Origin of the sequence: Corynebacterium comes (genome assembly GCF_009734405.1) — a bacterium.
Taxonomy (GTDB): domain Bacteria; phylum Actinomycetota; class Actinomycetes; order Mycobacteriales; family Mycobacteriaceae; genus Corynebacterium; species Corynebacterium comes.
Genome location: NZ_CP046453.1, coordinates 906227 through 921913, shown reverse-complemented (window position 1 = coordinate 921913; position 15687 = coordinate 906227). Strand labels below are relative to the sequence as shown.

The 15687-nt window shown below is 66.7% G+C and carries 15 protein-coding genes; 8 read left to right on the top strand and 7 right to left on the bottom strand.

Translation table 11 applies throughout. The annotated features are described in order from the left end of the window. The first annotated feature begins 109 nt into the window (after positions 1-109). Both CETAM_RS04545 and CETAM_RS04540 read left to right on the top strand, forming a co-directional pair. Entirely contained in the window at positions 110-820 is a 711-nt protein-coding gene (locus tag CETAM_RS04545) for an IS6 family transposase (RefSeq protein ID WP_156227389.1), read from the top strand. Positions 821-1163: 343 nt separating this feature from the next. Next, positions 1164-1763 (top strand): hypothetical protein, encoded by a 600-nt coding sequence (locus tag CETAM_RS04540; protein WP_197085795.1) that lies wholly within the window; start codon positions 1164-1166, stop codon positions 1761-1763. 430 nt (positions 1764-2193) lie between these two features. Here the strand turns inward: CETAM_RS04540 and CETAM_RS04535 are convergent, their stop codons facing one another. After that, entirely contained in the window at positions 2194-2904 is a 711-nt protein-coding gene (locus CETAM_RS04535) for an IS6 family transposase (RefSeq protein ID WP_156227387.1), read from the bottom strand. Positions 2905-3126: 222 nt separating this feature from the next. On the opposite strand from CETAM_RS04535, the gene CETAM_RS04530 reads away from it, so the two are divergent. The 4 genes from CETAM_RS04530 to CETAM_RS04515 are packed head-to-tail and all read left to right on the top strand — an operon-like array spanning position 3127 to position 8273. Continuing rightward, positions 3127-4515 (top strand): sigma 54-interacting transcriptional regulator, encoded by a 1389-nt coding sequence (locus CETAM_RS04530; protein ID WP_156227385.1) that lies wholly within the window; start codon positions 3127-3129, stop codon positions 4513-4515. A gap of 10 nt (positions 4516-4525) precedes the next feature. Beyond that, positions 4526-6544, top strand: coding sequence for a vWA domain-containing protein (locus tag CETAM_RS04525; protein ID WP_156227383.1), 2019 nt, complete (start codon positions 4526-4528; stop codon positions 6542-6544). Between the two features lie 54 nt (positions 6545-6598). After that, entirely contained in the window at positions 6599-6952 is a 354-nt protein-coding gene (locus CETAM_RS04520; protein ID WP_156227381.1) for a hypothetical protein, read from the top strand. A gap of 52 nt (positions 6953-7004) precedes the next feature. After that, the gene (locus CETAM_RS04515) at positions 7005-8273 is read left to right on the top strand and encodes an NAD(P)/FAD-dependent oxidoreductase (RefSeq protein WP_156227379.1); all 1269 of its coding nucleotides are present in this window, start codon (positions 7005-7007) and stop codon (positions 8271-8273) included. 15 nt (positions 8274-8288) lie between these two features. On the opposite strand, the gene CETAM_RS04510 is transcribed toward CETAM_RS04515, so the two are convergent. Then, positions 8289-8687 carry an SRPBCC family protein gene (locus tag CETAM_RS04510; RefSeq protein ID WP_156227377.1) on the bottom strand — a complete coding sequence of 133 codons (399 nt, stop codon included), beginning with the start codon at positions 8685-8687 and terminating at the stop codon, positions 8289-8291. A gap of 2 nt (positions 8688-8689) precedes the next feature. Next, positions 8690-9787 (bottom strand): alkene reductase, encoded by a 1098-nt coding sequence (locus tag CETAM_RS04505; protein ID WP_156227375.1) that lies wholly within the window; start codon positions 9785-9787, stop codon positions 8690-8692. Between the two features lie 115 nt (positions 9788-9902). Between CETAM_RS04505 and CETAM_RS04500 the strand changes: the two genes are divergently transcribed. Further along, positions 9903-10964, top strand: coding sequence for a tocopherol cyclase family protein (locus CETAM_RS04500; protein WP_156227373.1), 1062 nt, complete (start codon positions 9903-9905; stop codon positions 10962-10964). 1 nt (position 10965) lies between these two features. Here the strand turns inward: CETAM_RS04500 and CETAM_RS04495 are convergent, their stop codons facing one another. After that, a complete protein-coding gene (locus CETAM_RS04495) occupies positions 10966-11571 on the bottom strand; it encodes a hypothetical protein (RefSeq protein WP_156227371.1) in 606 nt (201 codons plus the stop codon). Positions 11572-11681: 110 nt separating this feature from the next. After that, positions 11682-12251 carry a dihydrofolate reductase family protein gene (locus tag CETAM_RS04490; protein ID WP_156227369.1) on the bottom strand — a complete coding sequence of 190 codons (570 nt, stop codon included), beginning with the start codon at positions 12249-12251 and terminating at the stop codon, positions 11682-11684. 46 nt (positions 12252-12297) lie between these two features. Between CETAM_RS04490 and CETAM_RS04485 the strand changes: the two genes are divergently transcribed. Then, positions 12298-13002 (top strand): type 1 glutamine amidotransferase domain-containing protein, encoded by a 705-nt coding sequence (locus CETAM_RS04485; protein ID WP_156227367.1) that lies wholly within the window; start codon positions 12298-12300, stop codon positions 13000-13002. 33 nt (positions 13003-13035) lie between these two features. On the opposite strand, the gene CETAM_RS04480 is transcribed toward CETAM_RS04485, so the two are convergent. Continuing rightward, positions 13036-13680 (bottom strand): NAD(P)-dependent oxidoreductase, encoded by a 645-nt coding sequence (locus CETAM_RS04480; RefSeq protein ID WP_156227365.1) that lies wholly within the window; start codon positions 13678-13680, stop codon positions 13036-13038. A 124-nt stretch (positions 13681-13804) separates the two neighbouring features. Further along, positions 13805-15553 carry a SulP family inorganic anion transporter gene (locus CETAM_RS04475; protein WP_156227363.1) on the bottom strand — a complete coding sequence of 583 codons (1749 nt, stop codon included), beginning with the start codon at positions 15551-15553 and terminating at the stop codon, positions 13805-13807. Between the last annotated feature and the right edge of the window lie 134 nt (positions 15554-15687).

Below are 15687 nucleotides of genomic sequence, written 5' to 3'. Positions count from 1 at the left end.
TGCGGTCCGATTTTCCCAGCTGACGGATGCAACCAATGGCACTGTTGTGCCTGGTGGTGCTGTTGCAAAGTTGGGGCAGTAGGAAGATCGGAGTGAAATAATCAGGCCCGTGGGCATCTTCTCGGGTCGTCATTTTCCTCGCGAGGTCATTTTGTGGGCGGTGCGGTGGTATTGCCGCTACGGGGTCAGCTACCGGGATCTCGAGGAAATGATGACCGAGCGTGGTGTGCCGGTCGATCACACCACGATCTACCGGTGGGTGCAGAAATACGGTCCTGAGCTGGACAAGCAGACTCGCTGGTACCGGCAGGTACCCGACTGGCAAGCCAGTTCCTGGCGGGTGGATGAAACCTATATCCGGGTCGGCGGGAAGTGGTGTTATCTCTACAGGGCGATCACCGCTGGTGGGCACACCCTGGACTTCTACCTTTCAACGAAGCGCAATGTCGCGGCGGCCAAGCGTTTTCTGGCCAAGACGCTGAGGTCAATCGTGTCGGCCGGGTTCCCGCGAGTGATCAGCACCGACAAAGCCCCAGCCTTAGCCAAGGCGATTGCCGAACTGAAGGCGGAGGGAATCTGCCCGCCAACAGTGGAACACCGGCAGGTGAAATACCTCAACAACGTGCTGGAAGGTGACCATGGCCGGTTGAAACGGATCCTCGGGCCGAAGGGGGCGTTCAAAAATCGGACGTCCGCCTACCGGACGTTGAAAGGGATGGAGGCGATGCACTCACTGCGGAAGGGGCAGGGCACGATGTTCGCCTACGGGCAACCGAACCCGGACGCGGTGATCGTCAGCCGGGCATTCGAGGCTGCCTGACAACGCCGACACGCAGCGAGCATCAGACGATGAAAGACTGGGTCGTCACAGCTCTCCGCCCGGAGTTTGCAACAGCACCAAATCATGTCCCATACTCAGAAAATGTATCAGAACCCATTCATGGAGCCAGGAATCGGCACATAGATTCCGGCACTGGGTTTCGCTACAAGATTACGCTGGCCCCACCTTGATATATGGGCGTGTTCCGGGATTCGGGTTTTTTGTGTCGGAAACGAACGTTTTCGACACGGCCACGCACCGGGTAGGAAATGCGCCATACCCTGCCCTTGCGCAAGGTCGAGAAAAACGTTCAGGGTCAACAATCCGTGCCACACTTCCCCTCATGGACTCCTACCAGTTTTCCTTCGCCTCGTTCCTCTCCCTGGTCATTCCGCTCGTAGTCATCCCCGCGGCGATCGGGGTGGGGATAATCTGGCTGACGACCCGCTCTGCGACGTCGGATCCCCGTCCGGCTCCCCACGGGGTCCGACCGTGGGTGGGATGGTTAACCGGTGGGCGCCTGGGCCTATGGACGACGGGACTTGCGGGTGTGGTGTGGGGGTTTCTCGCGTGCGCGGGCTGGCTGAGCTGGACCGCATCCGATAAAGACGGAGGGTTTACCGGCCCCGGTTTGCCGGCGCCAACTAGTTTCCCGACCTGGCAGGTGGTCGCCTGCGGGATCACGGTGGTGGCCGGGGCCGTGCTGGTCTCGGTGTGTTCTCGTCGTCTGGTCCCGGGCGCACTGGCCGCGGCTTTAGGGGTGGCGACGGGGTTTTCCACCGCTTTTGCCGTAGGCGTCGCCACGGAGGTCACCAGCCAGGAAGGAATCGGCGTGGGACTATCGATGATGGGGCTAACCATCGGCCTCGGGATGGTCACGTGGTGTGTCGCAGGTGTGCGGGACTGGCAGATCCGCCGGCACCCGCGGGACAGGCGGGCCTGAGGGGGATACGGCGCCCAGGCCAGGGATGAGGTCACTGCTCACCGACTTCGATATCACCCTGGGACAGTAACTAATCCGGTGCTGTTGCAAACTCGCGTTTTGGGCCAAATTGGTGGAACCGCCACCCATCGTGCGCTGCATGCTAACGAATAGAGAGCAATCCGAAATCCCTATTTGCAGCAGCACCCCCTCGTGCCCACTATCCGGGCAGCGGTGCGTCCCAGGTTGTGCGACGTCTCCCGCTACGTCGTGGCCTCGGAGGTCATGACCGGATGCAGGTTACTGACGCTTAAATCGCTTTTCTGATATGTACATTTGCGCTCAGTGTGGCAGCGGACGAACTCGAGACGGCTGGTGCTGTTGCAAAGTAGGCGGGGGAGCTGCGAAGATTCGGTTTTTCATCCACTGATGCTCGCTGCAGCTGGCGTTCTTAGGCCCTCTCGAACACCCGGCTGACGATCACCGCATCCGGGTTCGGCTGCCCGAAGGCGAACATCGTCCCCTGCCCCTTCCGTAATGAGTGCATCGCCTCCATCCCCTTCAACGTCCGGTACGCGGAAGTCCTATTCTTGAACGCGCCTTTGGGGCCCAGGATCCGTTTCAACCGCCCGTGGTCGCCCTCGAGCACGTTATTGAGGTACTTCACCCGCCGGTGTTCCACCGTGGGAGGACAGATGCCCTCCGCCTTCAACTCGGCAATCGCCTTGGCCAGGGAAGGTGCCTTGTCGGTGCTGATCACCCGGGGATACCCGGATGACGCGGTAGACCGCAGTGTCTTGGCCAAGAAGCGTTTGGCTGCGGCCACGTTCCGCTTCGGGGAGAGGTAAAAGTCCAGGGTCTGGCCACCAGCGGTGATCGCACGGTAGAGATAGCACCACTTCCCGCCGACCCGGATATAGGTTTCATCCACCCGCCAGGACCGGGCCTGCCAGTCGGGCACCTGCCGGTACCACCGGGTCTGCTTGTCCAGTTCGGGGGCGTATTTCTGGACCCACCGGTAGATCGTGGTGTGATCGACCGGCACGCCACGCTCGGTCAGCATTTCCTCCAAGTCCCGGTAGCTGACCCCGTAGCGGCAGTACCACCGCACCGCCCACAGGATGACCTCGCGAGGGAAATGACGACCCGAGAAGATACCCATAGTCGTGATCATTCCACGGCGACCGCCACCCCACCCCTACTTTGCAACAGCACCATCTTCACTGCCACCGCCTCCGGTTCATTGACGTCCCGGCCGGAGCTCGAACAACTGCTCAACCAACTCCGCCGGTTCCGGTACTCTTCCCGCCGATTTCTCGGCAGAGGTTCCGCAGTCCGCCACAGGCCCCTCGACGGATGTGCCGACGGAGGTTAGCCTGAGGTGGTGAGTCTTCCGCCCAATGCGTCCACGATCGGTGAGCTCAGGGCCACCGGTTACACCCACCGTCCCCTGCGGGCCGAGATCCGCGGGAACCTCCTCGCGATGCTGGCCGCGGGAGAGGACCCGTGGCCGGGTCTCCACGGCCTCCAGCACACCGTGATCCCCCGGGTCGAGCGAGCATTGATCGCCGGGCATGACATCGTCCTGCTGGGTGAACGTGGCCAGGGAAAGACACGCCTGCTGCGGTCGCTGACCGGCCTGCTCGACGAGTGGACGCCGGCTGTCGCGGATTCCGATCTGCGCGAGGACCCCTTCGCCCCCATCACCGAGGCGACACGTCGACGCATCGAGGAGCAGGGCGAGAACCTCCCGATCGTCTGGGTGCACCGGGATGACCGCTACTCGGAGAAGCTTGCCACGCCGGACACGTCGGTGGCGGACCTGATCGGCGACGTCGATCCGATGCGGGTGGCCGAGGGGCGTCGACTGGGGGATCCCGAGACCATCCACTACGGCCTCATCCCGCGCTCCAACCGCGGCATCGTGGCCATCAACGAGCTGCCCGACCTCGCCGAGCGCATCCAGGTCTCCATGCTCAACGTCATGGAGGAGCGCGACGTGCAGATCCGCGGCTATATGCTGCGCCTGCCGCTCGATGTGCTCGTCGTCGCCTCGGCGAACCCTGAGGACTACACCAACCGCGGTCGCATCATCACCCCTCTCAAGGACCGTTTCGGCGCGGAGATCCGTACCCACTACCCCATCGCGCTGGAGGACGAGATCGCGGTCATCGAGCAGGAGGCCACCCTGGTCGCCCATGTGCCGCCGGTGCTCCTGGAGATCCTGGCCCGTTACACCCGGGCCCTGCGCGAATCATCAGCGGTCAACCAGCGCTCCGGTGTCTCGGCGCGATTCGCCATCGCGGGCGCGGAGACCGTCGCGGCCGCGGCTCGGCACCGCGCCGCCATCCGGGGTGAGCAGCACGCCGTCGCAAGGCTCGTCGACCTCGAGGCGGCCGTCGACGTGCTCGGCGGCAAGATCGAGTTCGAGTCCGGCGAGGAGGGCCGCGAGTGGGAGGTGCTGGGATACCTGCTGCGTACCGCCACTGCGGAGGCGGTGCGCGAGCACCTGCGCGGCATCGACTTCGCTCCGTTGGTTGAGGCCCTGGACGGCACCACCACGGTCTCCACCGGCGAGCAGGTGACGGCGATCGAGTTTCTCGCGGGCCTGCCTGATCTCGGCGGGTCCGACCTGTATGACCAGGTTGCCGACAGACTCGGCGCCACCGACGAGGGGACGCGCGCAAGCGCGATCGAGCTCGCGTTCGAGGCTCTCTACCTCGCCCGGAAGATCGCGAAGGATTCCGGCGAGGGCGAGACCATCTACGGCTGAGGAGGCCGACATGCCGAACAGTTCCGTCGCCCCGGGAGGCGACCGCCGTCGCTCCCGCTACGGCCGTTATACCGGTGGACCCGATCCGCTGGCGCCTCCGGTAGACCTGGCTGAGGCGCTGGATGCCATCGCGGAGGAGGTCATGGCGGGCTACTCCCCCGAACGGGCCCTGCGCGAGTACCTGCGTCGCGGCGGTGCGGGGCGGGAAGGTTATGACGATCTCGCCCGGCGGGTGGCGGAGCGACGGCGGGAACTCCTGCAACGGCACAACCTGGGCGGCACCCTGCAGGACATCCGGAAGCTTCTTGACGAAGCCGTGCTCGCCGAGCGCAGCCAGCTCGCCCGCGACGTCACCATGAACGACGACGACCGCGCCTTCCGTGAGATGCAGATGGCCAACCTCCCGGCCTCCCCCGCCGCCGCCGTCAACGAACTGTCCGGCTATGACTGGCAGTCCACCGACGCTCGGGAGAAGTTCGAGCAGATCAAGGACCTGCTCGGTCGCGAGGTGCTCGATCAACGTTTCGCCGGCATGAAGCAGGCCCTCGAAGGAGCCACCGACGAGGACCGCGCGGCGATCAGGGAGATGCTCCAGGACCTCAACGCGCTGCTGGACAAGCACCGCCGCGGTGAGGACACGCAGCAGGACTTCGCCGACTTCATGCGCAGGTACGGGGAGCATTTTCCGGAGAACCCCCGGAATGTCGATGAGCTCATCGACGAGATGGCACGCCGTTCCGCCGCCGCGCAGCGGATGCTGAATTCGATGAGCGAGGAACAGCGCCGTGAGCTGATGGAACTGTCGGCGCAGGCCTTCGGCTCTCCCGATCTCATGACGCAGCTGGGCGCGCTCGACGACAACCTGCGCTCGATACGCCCGGATCTCGACTGGTCCGGTTCGGAGGACTTCTCCGGCGAGCAGGGTCTGGGACTCGGGGACGCCACCGGTGCGGTGCAGGATCTCGCCGAACTCGACGAACTCGCCGAGCAGCTCGGTCAGGGCTACGCCGGCGCGCACTCCTCCGACATCGACCTGGATGCCGTCAAGCGTCAGCTCGGCGAGGAGGCGTCGGTGTCCGCAGAGACCCTCGCGGAGCTTGAACGCGCCATGCGTGAGAGCGGACTGCTGCGCAACAGCGCGGACGGATCGTTGCGGCTCTCACCGCAGGCGATGCGGCGGCTGGGCAAGACTCTGCTTGCCGACGCCGCGAAGAACCTCAGCGCCCGCAGCGGCGCCCGCGACGCCAGGTTGGCAGGAGCCTCCGGCGAGCAGACCGGCGCATCGCGGCCGTGGGAGTTCGGTGACACCCAGCCCTGGGACGTGACAAGGACGGTGACGAATGCGCTGCAGCGGACCGCGGCGGAAGAATCAGCCCCCTCCGCCCGGGTGCGGATCGAGGTGGGTGACGTGGAGGTGGTGGAGACCGAGGCGCGCACGCAGTCGGCGGTGGCCCTGCTGGTGGACACGTCCTATTCGATGGCCACCCAGGGGCGCTGGGTACCGATGAAACGCACCGCGCTCGCGCTCCACCATCTCGTGTCCACGAGGTTCCGGGGCGATCAGCTGGCCTTGATCGGCTTCGGACGCCGCGCCATGAACGTGGACATCGATGAACTCACGGCGTTGCCGCCGGTACACGAGCAGGGCACCAACCTCCACCACGCCCTGTTGCTGGCTGAGCAGTTCTTCGCCCGGCACCCGAGCATGAATCCGACGCTGCTGATCGTCACCGACGGTGAGCCCACAGCGCACCTGGAGGCAGACGGCACGACCTGGTTCGACTGGCCGACGCATCCGGAGACGCTGCGCCAGACCGTGACCCAGCTGGACCGCGTCACCCGGCGCGGTGCCCGCACGACGTTCTTCCGCCTCGGCGACGACCCCGGCCTGGAGAGGTTCCTCAATCAGCTCGCCGACCGGGTTGGCGGGCGTGTCACGGCACCGGAACTCGACGACCTGGGAGCGGCCGTCGTCGGTGAGTACCTGCGGTTCCGGGAATCCGGTTTCGGTGAGGTCGACTGGGGATAGCGGGTGTGACGCCCGGTCACGCGAGTTATTATTCAGGGAAAGGTGGTGATCCCGATGTCGCGGAACCCGTCCGAGGCGGCACGCAGACTGGCACGTCTGTCGCTGTGGATGCTGCTCGTCTTCGTGGTGTGGACGATCATCTTCATTCTGGCCACGGAGCCGATGCAGCGGATCCTCTTCGGCTTCACGCCCAGCCATCCCGGCGACACGTTCTACATTGAGGCGTGGGGCCCGTGGATCGCCACCACCCTCGTGTGGGTCATCCCCCTGATCGTGGGACTGGTGCTGGCGGTACTCGCCGCGATGAGGGGCGCCGGCAAACTCGCGTGGTCGGGTATCGCTATCCACGGTCTGTTGCTCGCGTTCTTCATCATCCCCAACGTCATCGACCGGCTCATCAACCTCTGAACCTGCCTGGCGTGGTCGTATTAAACTCGGGAGCCCGGAACAAGGAGAAGTCATGGACGCAGACGTCATCGTCATCGGAGCCGGCCTGGCTGGGCTGCAGGCCGCGCGCACGCTGCAGGAAGAGGGACTGACGGTCACCGTGCTGGAGGGGGCCGGGGAGGTCGGCGGCCGGGTGCGGACGGACCGGGTCGACGGTTTCCTCGTCGACCGCGGCTTCCAGATCCTCAACCCCGCCTACCCTGCCGTGCGGGATTTCATCGACGTGCCTGCGCTGCGGCTGCAACGCTTCGGCGTCGGCGTCGTCGTCCGCAACGGACGTGGCCTGACGACGCTCGCCCATCCGCTCCGGCACCCGCGCCTGCTGCCGGAGACACTGCGCAGTGGTTACGTCACCCCCGGCGAGGTCTTCGCGTTGGCCCGGTGGTTGGCGCCCACCCTGATCCGTGAAACGGCCTCATCCCGCGCCACGGACGACATGACCCTCGCAGCCGCGCTGGATGCCGCCGGCGTGACGGGTCCGTTGCGCCGGAACGTCCTCGACACCTTCCTCAGCGGCGTGCTCGCCGACGCCAGCGGCACCACCTCCGCCAACTTCGTGCGGCTGCTTCTACGTGCCTTTGCCTTCGGGGCACCCGGGCTTCCGGCACAGGGCATGCAGGCCCTGCCGGAGCAGATGGCCGCGCAGCTCAACCGGGCGCCCCTCACGGAGCTGAGGGTCACCACCGTGCGCGACACCGGAGGCGGTGTGGAAGTGGAGACCGACGCCGGAGTCATGGGCGGGCGCATGGCTGTCGTGGCGGCGGGCCCGGTGGAGGCCGCCGAGCTGACCGGTATGACGGCGCCGGCCATGAACGGGCTGACCACGTGGTGGTTCTCCGCACCGGAATCGCCGCTGGGGCAGAAGTTCCTCCTGCTGGACGCCTCCGGCCCCGCCGGCGGCCCGGCGGGGCCGGTCGTGCACGCCGCCGTGGTCTCCGAGGCCGCCCCCTCCTACGCCCCCGCCGGCAGGCACCTGGTGGAGGCGACGACGTTGCTGGACTCGAAAGGCGGCGGCGCGGACGAGGCGGCGGTCCGCCGTGATCTGGAGCGGATGTACGGCACCTCCGTGACCGTGTGGGAGCTCATCGCCCGCCACGAGATCCCCCGCACGCTGCCGGCCCAGCCGCCGCCGCTGATCGACCGCCGCACACAACGCGTCGGCGACCATGTCTTCGTCGCCGGAGACCACCGCGACACCGCCTCCATCAACGGCGCCCTCACCTCGGGCGACCGGGCAGCCCGGGCCGTCGCCGGCCTTCTGCGGGGACCGAACCAGGCCTGAGGGTGCAGTACCCCCTCAGTGGACCAGCCGCCGCAGCGCCCGACGCATCAGTGGCCGGTACGCCATCAGGACCGGCCACGGCCCCGTCATCGTGATGCCGGCGGTCGTGCCCGGCGCAGCGCGGCCGGCTGCCCGCGCCCTGAGGCTGTGGTGCAGGACCAGTTCCACCGGCCCGACGCGCACCACCCAGGACCACGAACGCGATTCCGGATCCACCGACAGGACCTGGAAACGGGCAGTCACGACCCCCAGCGCGGTTACGGTGCCGGTGGTGCCGCGCTGCAGAACAGGCGTCGACGCCGCCACGCTGTTCAGGTGCGGGGCCCAGGTGATCCACCGCTCCGGGTGGAGGTAGCGTTCCCACGCCACGTCGGGTGACGCGGGGCCGTGCACCTGCACCCTCACTGAGGCCACGGCTAGGTGCGCTGGAGGACGGGGTAGTCGGTGTAGCCCTTCGCACCGCCGCCGTAGTAGGTCTCCGGGTCGGGGTCGTTGAGGGGCCCGTCCTCGCGCCAGCGCTGGACCAGGTCCGGGTTGGCCAGCGCCGACCGGCCGACCGAGACCGCGGCCGCGCCGGCCCGGTCGATCAGCCCGAAGGCTGTGTCGCGGGTGCTGAAGCGGCTGAAACCGGTGTTGAGGATGAGCGGGGCGCCGAATCCCTCGCGCAGGGCCTGGACAAGCTCACCCTCCGGCTCGTGATGGACGATCTCGACATGGGCCAGGCCCAGGTCCGCCAGCCCCTCCGCCAGCGCCAGGTAGGTGGTCAGAACGTCCTCCCGGTCCTCTTCCAGCGCGCCCTGGATGTTGTGTTCCGGAGACAGACGCAGCCCCGTGTTCTCCGCGCCGATGGCCTCCGCCACCGCGGTGACGACCTCGATGGCGAAGCGGGCACGGTTCTCCGGGCTGCCACCGTAGGCGTCGGTGCGTGTGTTCGAGCTCGGGGCGAGGAACTCGTGGATCAGGTAGCCGTTGGCGCCGTGCACCTGCACACCGTCCATACCTGCCGACATGGCGTTGCGTGCACCGGCCACGAACTGCCCGATGATCTCGGGGATCTCCTCCTGGGTCAGGGCGTGGGGCACCGGGCCGTCAACCTTGCCGGAGGAAATGCGGATCGGGTTCGGGCTGGCGATCTCGCTCGGGGCGACGATCCGCCCGGTGCCCGTGAGCTCCGGGTGGGAGATGCGGCCGCCGTGCATCATCTGCAGGACGATGCGCCCGCCCCGGGCGTGTACCTCGTCGGTGATCTCCCGCCAGGCCGCGACGTGCGCCGCGGTCTCGATACCGGGCTGACGGCCCCACGTGCGGCCCTCCTGGACGGGCCAGGTGCCTTCGGTGATGATCATGCCGAAGGATGCGCGCTGGGCGTAGTACTCCTTCATCAGCTCGGTCGGGGTGCCGTCGGATTCCGCCCGGATCCTGGTCAGCGGTGCCATGACGACCCGGTTGTCCAGCTCAAGCTTGCCCAGTTCGGCCGGGGAGAACAGCGGATGTGCGGTGTCGTGATCACTCATGAATTCTGGTGGTCCTTCTCATGCTTCTCGGGAATGTTCTCGGTCCACCTCACTGCAACGACGGCCGCGGCCGTTTTCTTCCCCGGACCCCCGTGACCTGTGCTGTACTGGCCTCATGAGCTTCCTGCAGCGCTACCGCTCCACCGGAGCCGACCTGCCCTTCGGCGATCTCCTCCGGGCTCATCACGGCGTGGCGATGGAGGGCTACTTCTGGCGCATCACCGACCCCGGCACCGGCCGGGTCGTCATCGCGCTGTGCGGCGCGAACCAGGGTCCGCGGGGCTCGTGGGCGACGGTGGGTCTCGCCGCGTGGCCCAACGGATTCCTCCGCACCGATGCCCTGGATGGTTCGTGGACCGACCCGGACGGGCTCGGAGTGAAGGGCGGGACCGTCGGCCGGATGGGCTCCCCGGCCTTCGAGGGGGACGCGGACCGGCTCCGTGTCGATCTTGGCGCCGATGCGCAACTCGGCCTTGAGTTCCACGACCTCGCCCCTTGGCCGCACCGTTCCCTGGGCGGATCAAGCGTGTTCCAGGTCGTGCCCCGCCTCAACCAGTACTGGCATCCCTGGCTGCTCGGTGGCAAGGCGTCCGGAACCGCGATTCTGGGTGGTGAGACGTGGCGTTTCGAGGGCGCACAGGTGTACGCCGAGAAGAACTGGGGCCGCGAGGGCTTCCCCGAGGCCTGGTGGTGGGGCCAGGCGCAGGGTTTCGAGGAGCCCGGCGCCTGCCTCGCCTTCGCCGGCGGCCTGGTCACCGACGGCCGGATACGCGTGGAGGTCACCGGTCTGGCCGTACGGCTTCCCGACGGCCGCGTCATCCGCCTGGGTGACCCCGTAATCAGCCCGGTGCGTGCCCGCACCAGAGACGATCAATGGCACCTGTCCGGGCGCGGCTACGGCTGGCGCATCGAGGTCGACGCGACCGCGCCACTCGATCAGGCCTTCGTTCTCCCCGTCCCCCTGCCCAGCGAGCACCGCAACGTGCCCGGCGACCTGGAGCACCTCGTGGGTGACCTGGAGGTGAGAGTGCACCGCTTCGGCCGGCACGTGTGGACGGGCCGCACATCGCTCGCCGCCCTTGAGCACGGCGGACTCGCCCGCGCCCGGGAGGAACTGCGCCGCCGAGGCCTCGACGAGACACTGCCCTCGGCACCGCCGCTCCGGTCGGGGGCCTGACTCAGCGGAACTCGAACTCGATCTCCACCTGGTCGTCGATGCCGTGGATGATTCCCGTGTAGAAGTTTTCCGTCTGGTCCTCGAGGAGGTCGCGGTTCTCCTTGACCTGCTCCGCCTTCGCATCCTCGTTGAGGATCTTGGTGATCGTCTTCGCGGTGTCGATGTCCGGGGTGATCCAGCTGAGCGGGCCGTTGTTCTCGACCGCGATCTCGAACTTCGCTCTGTCGTGCCCGATGAAGATGAACTCGGGGACAGAGATGAGGTACCGGTTGTCCCCGGTCTCCTTGATGTTCACATCGCCACCCTCGATACCGAGCTTGGCGCGGTAGGTGTACTTCACGAACTGCGTACGCTCAGTGCCGGGCAGGTTACCCCTGTTAGCCCGCTCTTCCGACAGCCCCTGGACGTTCGCGCTGAGGAGTACCAGCTGTTCCTGACGATCGACGGCGGTGACGATCTTCTCGTTGCTCGATTCGGTGACCGTCTCGAGCGGCGCCTCGAGAGTAGGCATCTTCTTCAGAGTCCAGGCGCCACCCCCGAAGAACGCGAGCACCCCCACGAGCGACACCAGAGCCAACAGCGACACCGGAACGAGCAGCTTTCTCATTTGTTTCTCCTCATTTCACGTCCGCAGGCTCATGCTCAAGCGGTCAGGGCGGCACCGCCGCCAACCCGAGAAACTTTACACCGCAACTAAATTCCCCACCTCGAACGGGGTTAGGGCTCCGGGCCGACGACCCGAAACAGCAGGGCGGTGAACTGGCCGTCGCGTTCCACGTGCTCGCGGTGGAGCCGCAGGCGCCGCGGGAGGAGTGGTTTGCCCCGGCCCAGCACCACCGGGCACAGGTGGACCCACACCAGATCCAGCAGGCCGTGGTCGGCGAACTGGCCTGCCAGGTCTCCCCCTCCGATGATCCACACATCTTTCCCCCCGGCGGCCTCAACCAGACGGGGATGCAGGTCCGCCACGTCTCCGGCGAAAAGCTCGACCCCGGCGACCGGGGTGATGTCACGGTGGGTCACCACCCAGGACGGCTGCCCGTAGGGCCAGACGAAAGGCTGGCCCTCCTTGGTCAGCTCCCGTTCCAGCCAGGCGTAGGTGCTCGCGCCGCAGACAATCGCACCGACGTTCTCGATCATCCGTTCAAAGTCCAGCGTCGCAGCGTCGCCGTACCGACCCCCCGGGTCATCGGCATGCCCCGGTGTGGCGAAGAGCCAGGAGAGACTGTGGTTCTCGTCGGCGATGAAACCGTCCAGGCTGGTAGCGGCGCAGTAGATCGTCCTCATACCGCCAATAGTGGCACAGGTCACCTCCCCCGTGGAGGATGGAGGCATGAGCCCCCGCATCCTGCACGTGGTCACCAACACCGCCCATTTCGACGATCCTTCCCACGCCACCGGCCTCTGGCTGTCTGAACTCACCCACGCCTGGGAGGTGTTCGAGCAGCACCGTTTCGAACAGACCATCATCAGCCCGGCCGGCGGCTACGTACCCCTGGATCCGCGATCGTTGAAGTTCCCTGCCAAGGAGAAGACCGCGGAGGCATGGCTCGCCGACCCGGCGAGGATGGCGCTGCTGGGGGACACTCCCCGCGCCAGTGAGGTCAAGGCAGCCGACTTTGACGCCGTCTATTTCGCCGGCGGCCACGGCGCCATGTACGACTTCCCCGACAACACCGACCTCCAACGCCTCACCCGCGAGATCTTCGAGGCCGGTGGTGTCGTCTCCGCCGTCTGCCACGGTTACTGCGGCCTGCTCAACACCAGGTTGTCCGATGGTTCTCTGCTTCTCGACGCTCGCGAGATCACCGGCTTTTCCTGGCTGGAGGAGAAGCTCGCACTCGTCGACAAGCTCGTGCCCTACGACGTGGAGAAGCAGAGCAGGGAGCGCGGGGCCTCGTACCAGAAGGCGAAGCTCCCGTTCGCGCCCTTCACCGTCGCGGACGGGACGCTGATCACCGGCCAGAACCCTGCGTCCGCGAAGGAAACGGCGGAGCGGGTGGCGGAACTGCTGGCCACCCTCGAACCCGGGCGCTGACACCGAGCCAGCATGCATCTGAGCGGGTCTGAGCTACGAGTCGGAGACGGTGAAGCGGGTGTTGTGGTGTGCCGGGCGCTGCAGTTCATCAAGAACGGCGACAGCCATCGTGCCTGCAGTGGTGTGAGACTTTCCGTCCGCCGCAGTGAGCAGAGAATCGGTGCCGAGCTGCGGGGTGGTGGCGGGGCCCTGCGCCGGGAAGTCGGCCTGCGGGGAGATACCTACCCAGTTGACGTTGTCCACGGTGCGCAGGTACTCGAGCTGCTTGAACTGCTGCTCGGGGATGTTGATGAAGGCCTCCGCCTCCGGGATCTTACGGAGGTCCTCCACGAAGGGCCTCCCGGTCGCCGGGTTGGTCAGTGAACCGGCGCCCAGGATGAAGAGGAGCCGCGGGGAGTCCTCGTTGGCGGCCTCCACAAGCTGGCGCGTCAGATCGATGTGCCGGTGAGCCTGGTCAGGGGCCGTGGCGAAGGCGTTGACGATGACGTCGAAGCCTGCAATGTCCTCAGCGCTCAGGTCGAAGGCGTCCTTTTCCACCACTTCGACATCAGCGCCGAGAATTTCCCTTGCTTTCGCAGCGCTGCGCACGAGCGCGACTGCGTCCTCGCCGCGGCGAACTGCTTCGAGGTAGATTTCCCGGCCGGCCTTGCCGGTTGCTCCGATGATTCCGATTTTCATGTAGAACTCCCAAAATGTTGAAGTATCAGCAAAAAATACAACCGGGTGGGTCGCCGGGTTATTCCCCTACCCTGCCGTGCCGTGCCGGAGCCGGAGATCGGCCGGGCGGGCGGGGAATCGCGGGTCAGGGCTCGATGACCTCCGGGGGCACCCCGGCGGGCCACTCGCCGTGCCTGGCTCGGTAGCGCTTCGCGTACGCCCGCACGGCTGTCGGGAGGGTGGCGAAGAAGTACTCAGCGCCGACGTGCTCGGTGAAGCCGGTGGGTTCGAGTCGCCGGTACAGGTCCTGTTTGACGCGCGCCAGGGCGAAGCGGATGCCGCGCTGCTCCAGGCGGGTGCGCAGCTCATCCAGCGCGTCGACCGCCGTCAGGTCGATCTCCGTGTTCGCCTCGGCGTTGAGGAGGAACCACCGCACCGGCTGCTCGGCGTTGTCGACCGCCTCCATCGCCTGTTCCAGGAAGTTGTCCGCGTTGGCGAAGAAGAGGGGCGAGTCGTAGCGGAAGACGACGAGCCCGCGGACCGAGGCCGCCTCCGGGTAGTCGTCCAGGCTGTGCATGCCCGGCACGCCTGGCGCGTAGCCCAGGACGTCCGCCTGGGGCCTCGTAATGCGCCGGAGCAGGTCCAGGATCGACAGCGCTATGGCGAAGCCGATGCCCGCCAGAACACCGGAGAAGACGACGGCGGCGGCGGTGGCGGCCGTGATCACGAGCTCGCTGCGCCGGAATCGGCCGATGCGGCGGATCTCCCCGACGTCGATCAGCCGGGTCGCGGCGTAGATGACCAGCGCGCCCAGGGCGGCGTCCGGGAAGGACTCCAGCACGGGTCCGGCGAAGACGAGCACCATCACCACCGCGATGAGCGCCACCAGGGAGTGCACCTGCGTCCTGGCCCCTGCGGCGTCCCCGAGCACGGTCCGGGATCCGCTGGATGAGACGGGGAAACCCTGGAGGAAGCCGTTGGCCAGGTTGGCCGTGCCCAATGCGAGCAGCTCCTGGTTGGAGTCGATGACCTCGTCCCGCCCCGACGCGAACGCCCGGCCGGTGAGGATGTTGTCCGAGAAACCCACCACAGCGATGCCCACGGCATAAGGGAGCAGTGACCAGACCTCAAGATCCCCCAGTTCAGGGGCCCGGGGCTCGGGCAGCCCCCGTGGCACTTCCCCGATGACCTCCAGACCTTGACGCTCCAGCCCGAAGACGGCAACGACCGCGGCCCCGAGCAGCAGCACCAGCAACGGACCCGGCAGAGTGGGTGCCAGCCAGTTCGCCAGGTAGAGCAGCACCAGAACCGTCAACCCGAGTGCCACCGTCGGCAGGTGCGCCTGGGCCAGCTGGCCGAGAAACGAGGCCACCTCCTCTCCGGTGTTCTCCCCGTCGACTTCGAGCTTGGTGATCTTTCCCAGCTGGCTGACGATCATGAGCAGCGCAATACCGATGAGATAGCCGATCAGGACGGGGCGGGACAGGAGCGATGTGAGGAAGCCCAGCCGCGCAACGAATCCGACCACGCAGACGAGTCCCACCGCGATCGCCATGACGGCGGCAACCTCTGCGTATCGTTCGGGTCCACCCGCGGCCCCCACCAGTGCCCCGACGCCGGCCGCCGTCATCAGCGCCGTCGTCGACTCCGGGCCGATCGACAGCTTGCGCGAGGTGCCCAGGATGAAATAGATGAGCATCGGCGCGAGGATCGCCCAGAGCCCGACCACGGCGGGCAGGCCGGCGATCACCGCGTAGGCCATCACCTGGGGAACCAGGTAGGCGGCGACAGTCACACCCGCGACGACGTCACCGCGCAGCCAGGAGCGCTCATATCGCCGTAGCACGCCAATTCCGGGGAGATAGCGCTCCCACAGCGGGCTGTCGCTGGTCATAACCATCACGGTACTCGGGCATCACCCGCGCCGGAACTGATTGAGTGGGTGGCCGTGATCTGCCGGTACAGAAGAGCGGTTCTCCTGCATGTTGGCAACCGTTCGGGAGACCAGCGCGGTGGTTTCGGTTCCGG

Coding starts and splice junctions, on each gene's coding strand:
- CETAM_RS04540 (WP_197085795.1), top strand. CDS start 1,164: ATGGACTCCTACCAGTTTTCCTTCGCCTCGTTCCTCTCCCTGGTCATT.
- CETAM_RS04535 (WP_156227387.1), bottom strand. CDS start 2,904: ATGGGTATCTTCTCGGGTCGTCATTTCCCTCGCGAGGTCATCCTGTGG.
- CETAM_RS04525 (WP_156227383.1), top strand. CDS start 4,526: ATGCCGAACAGTTCCGTCGCCCCGGGAGGCGACCGCCGTCGCTCCCGC.
- CETAM_RS04520 (WP_156227381.1), top strand. CDS start 6,599: ATGTCGCGGAACCCGTCCGAGGCGGCACGCAGACTGGCACGTCTGTCG.
- CETAM_RS04515 (WP_156227379.1), top strand. CDS start 7,005: ATGGACGCAGACGTCATCGTCATCGGAGCCGGCCTGGCTGGGCTGCAG.
- CETAM_RS04505 (WP_156227375.1), bottom strand. CDS start 9,787: ATGAGTGATCACGACACCGCACATCCGCTGTTCTCCCCGGCCGAACTG.
- CETAM_RS04500 (WP_156227373.1), top strand. CDS start 9,903: ATGAGCTTCCTGCAGCGCTACCGCTCCACCGGAGCCGACCTGCCCTTC.
- CETAM_RS04495 (WP_156227371.1), bottom strand. CDS start 11,571: ATGAGAAAGCTGCTCGTTCCGGTGTCGCTGTTGGCTCTGGTGTCGCTC.
- CETAM_RS04490 (WP_156227369.1), bottom strand. CDS start 12,251: ATGAGGACGATCTACTGCGCCGCTACCAGCCTGGACGGTTTCATCGCC.
- CETAM_RS04485 (WP_156227367.1), top strand. CDS start 12,298: ATGAGCCCCCGCATCCTGCACGTGGTCACCAACACCGCCCATTTCGAC.
- CETAM_RS04480 (WP_156227365.1), bottom strand. CDS start 13,680: ATGAAAATCGGAATCATCGGAGCAACCGGCAAGGCCGGCCGGGAAATC.
- CETAM_RS04475 (WP_156227363.1), bottom strand. CDS start 15,553: ATGACCAGCGACAGCCCGCTGTGGGAGCGCTATCTCCCCGGAATTGGC.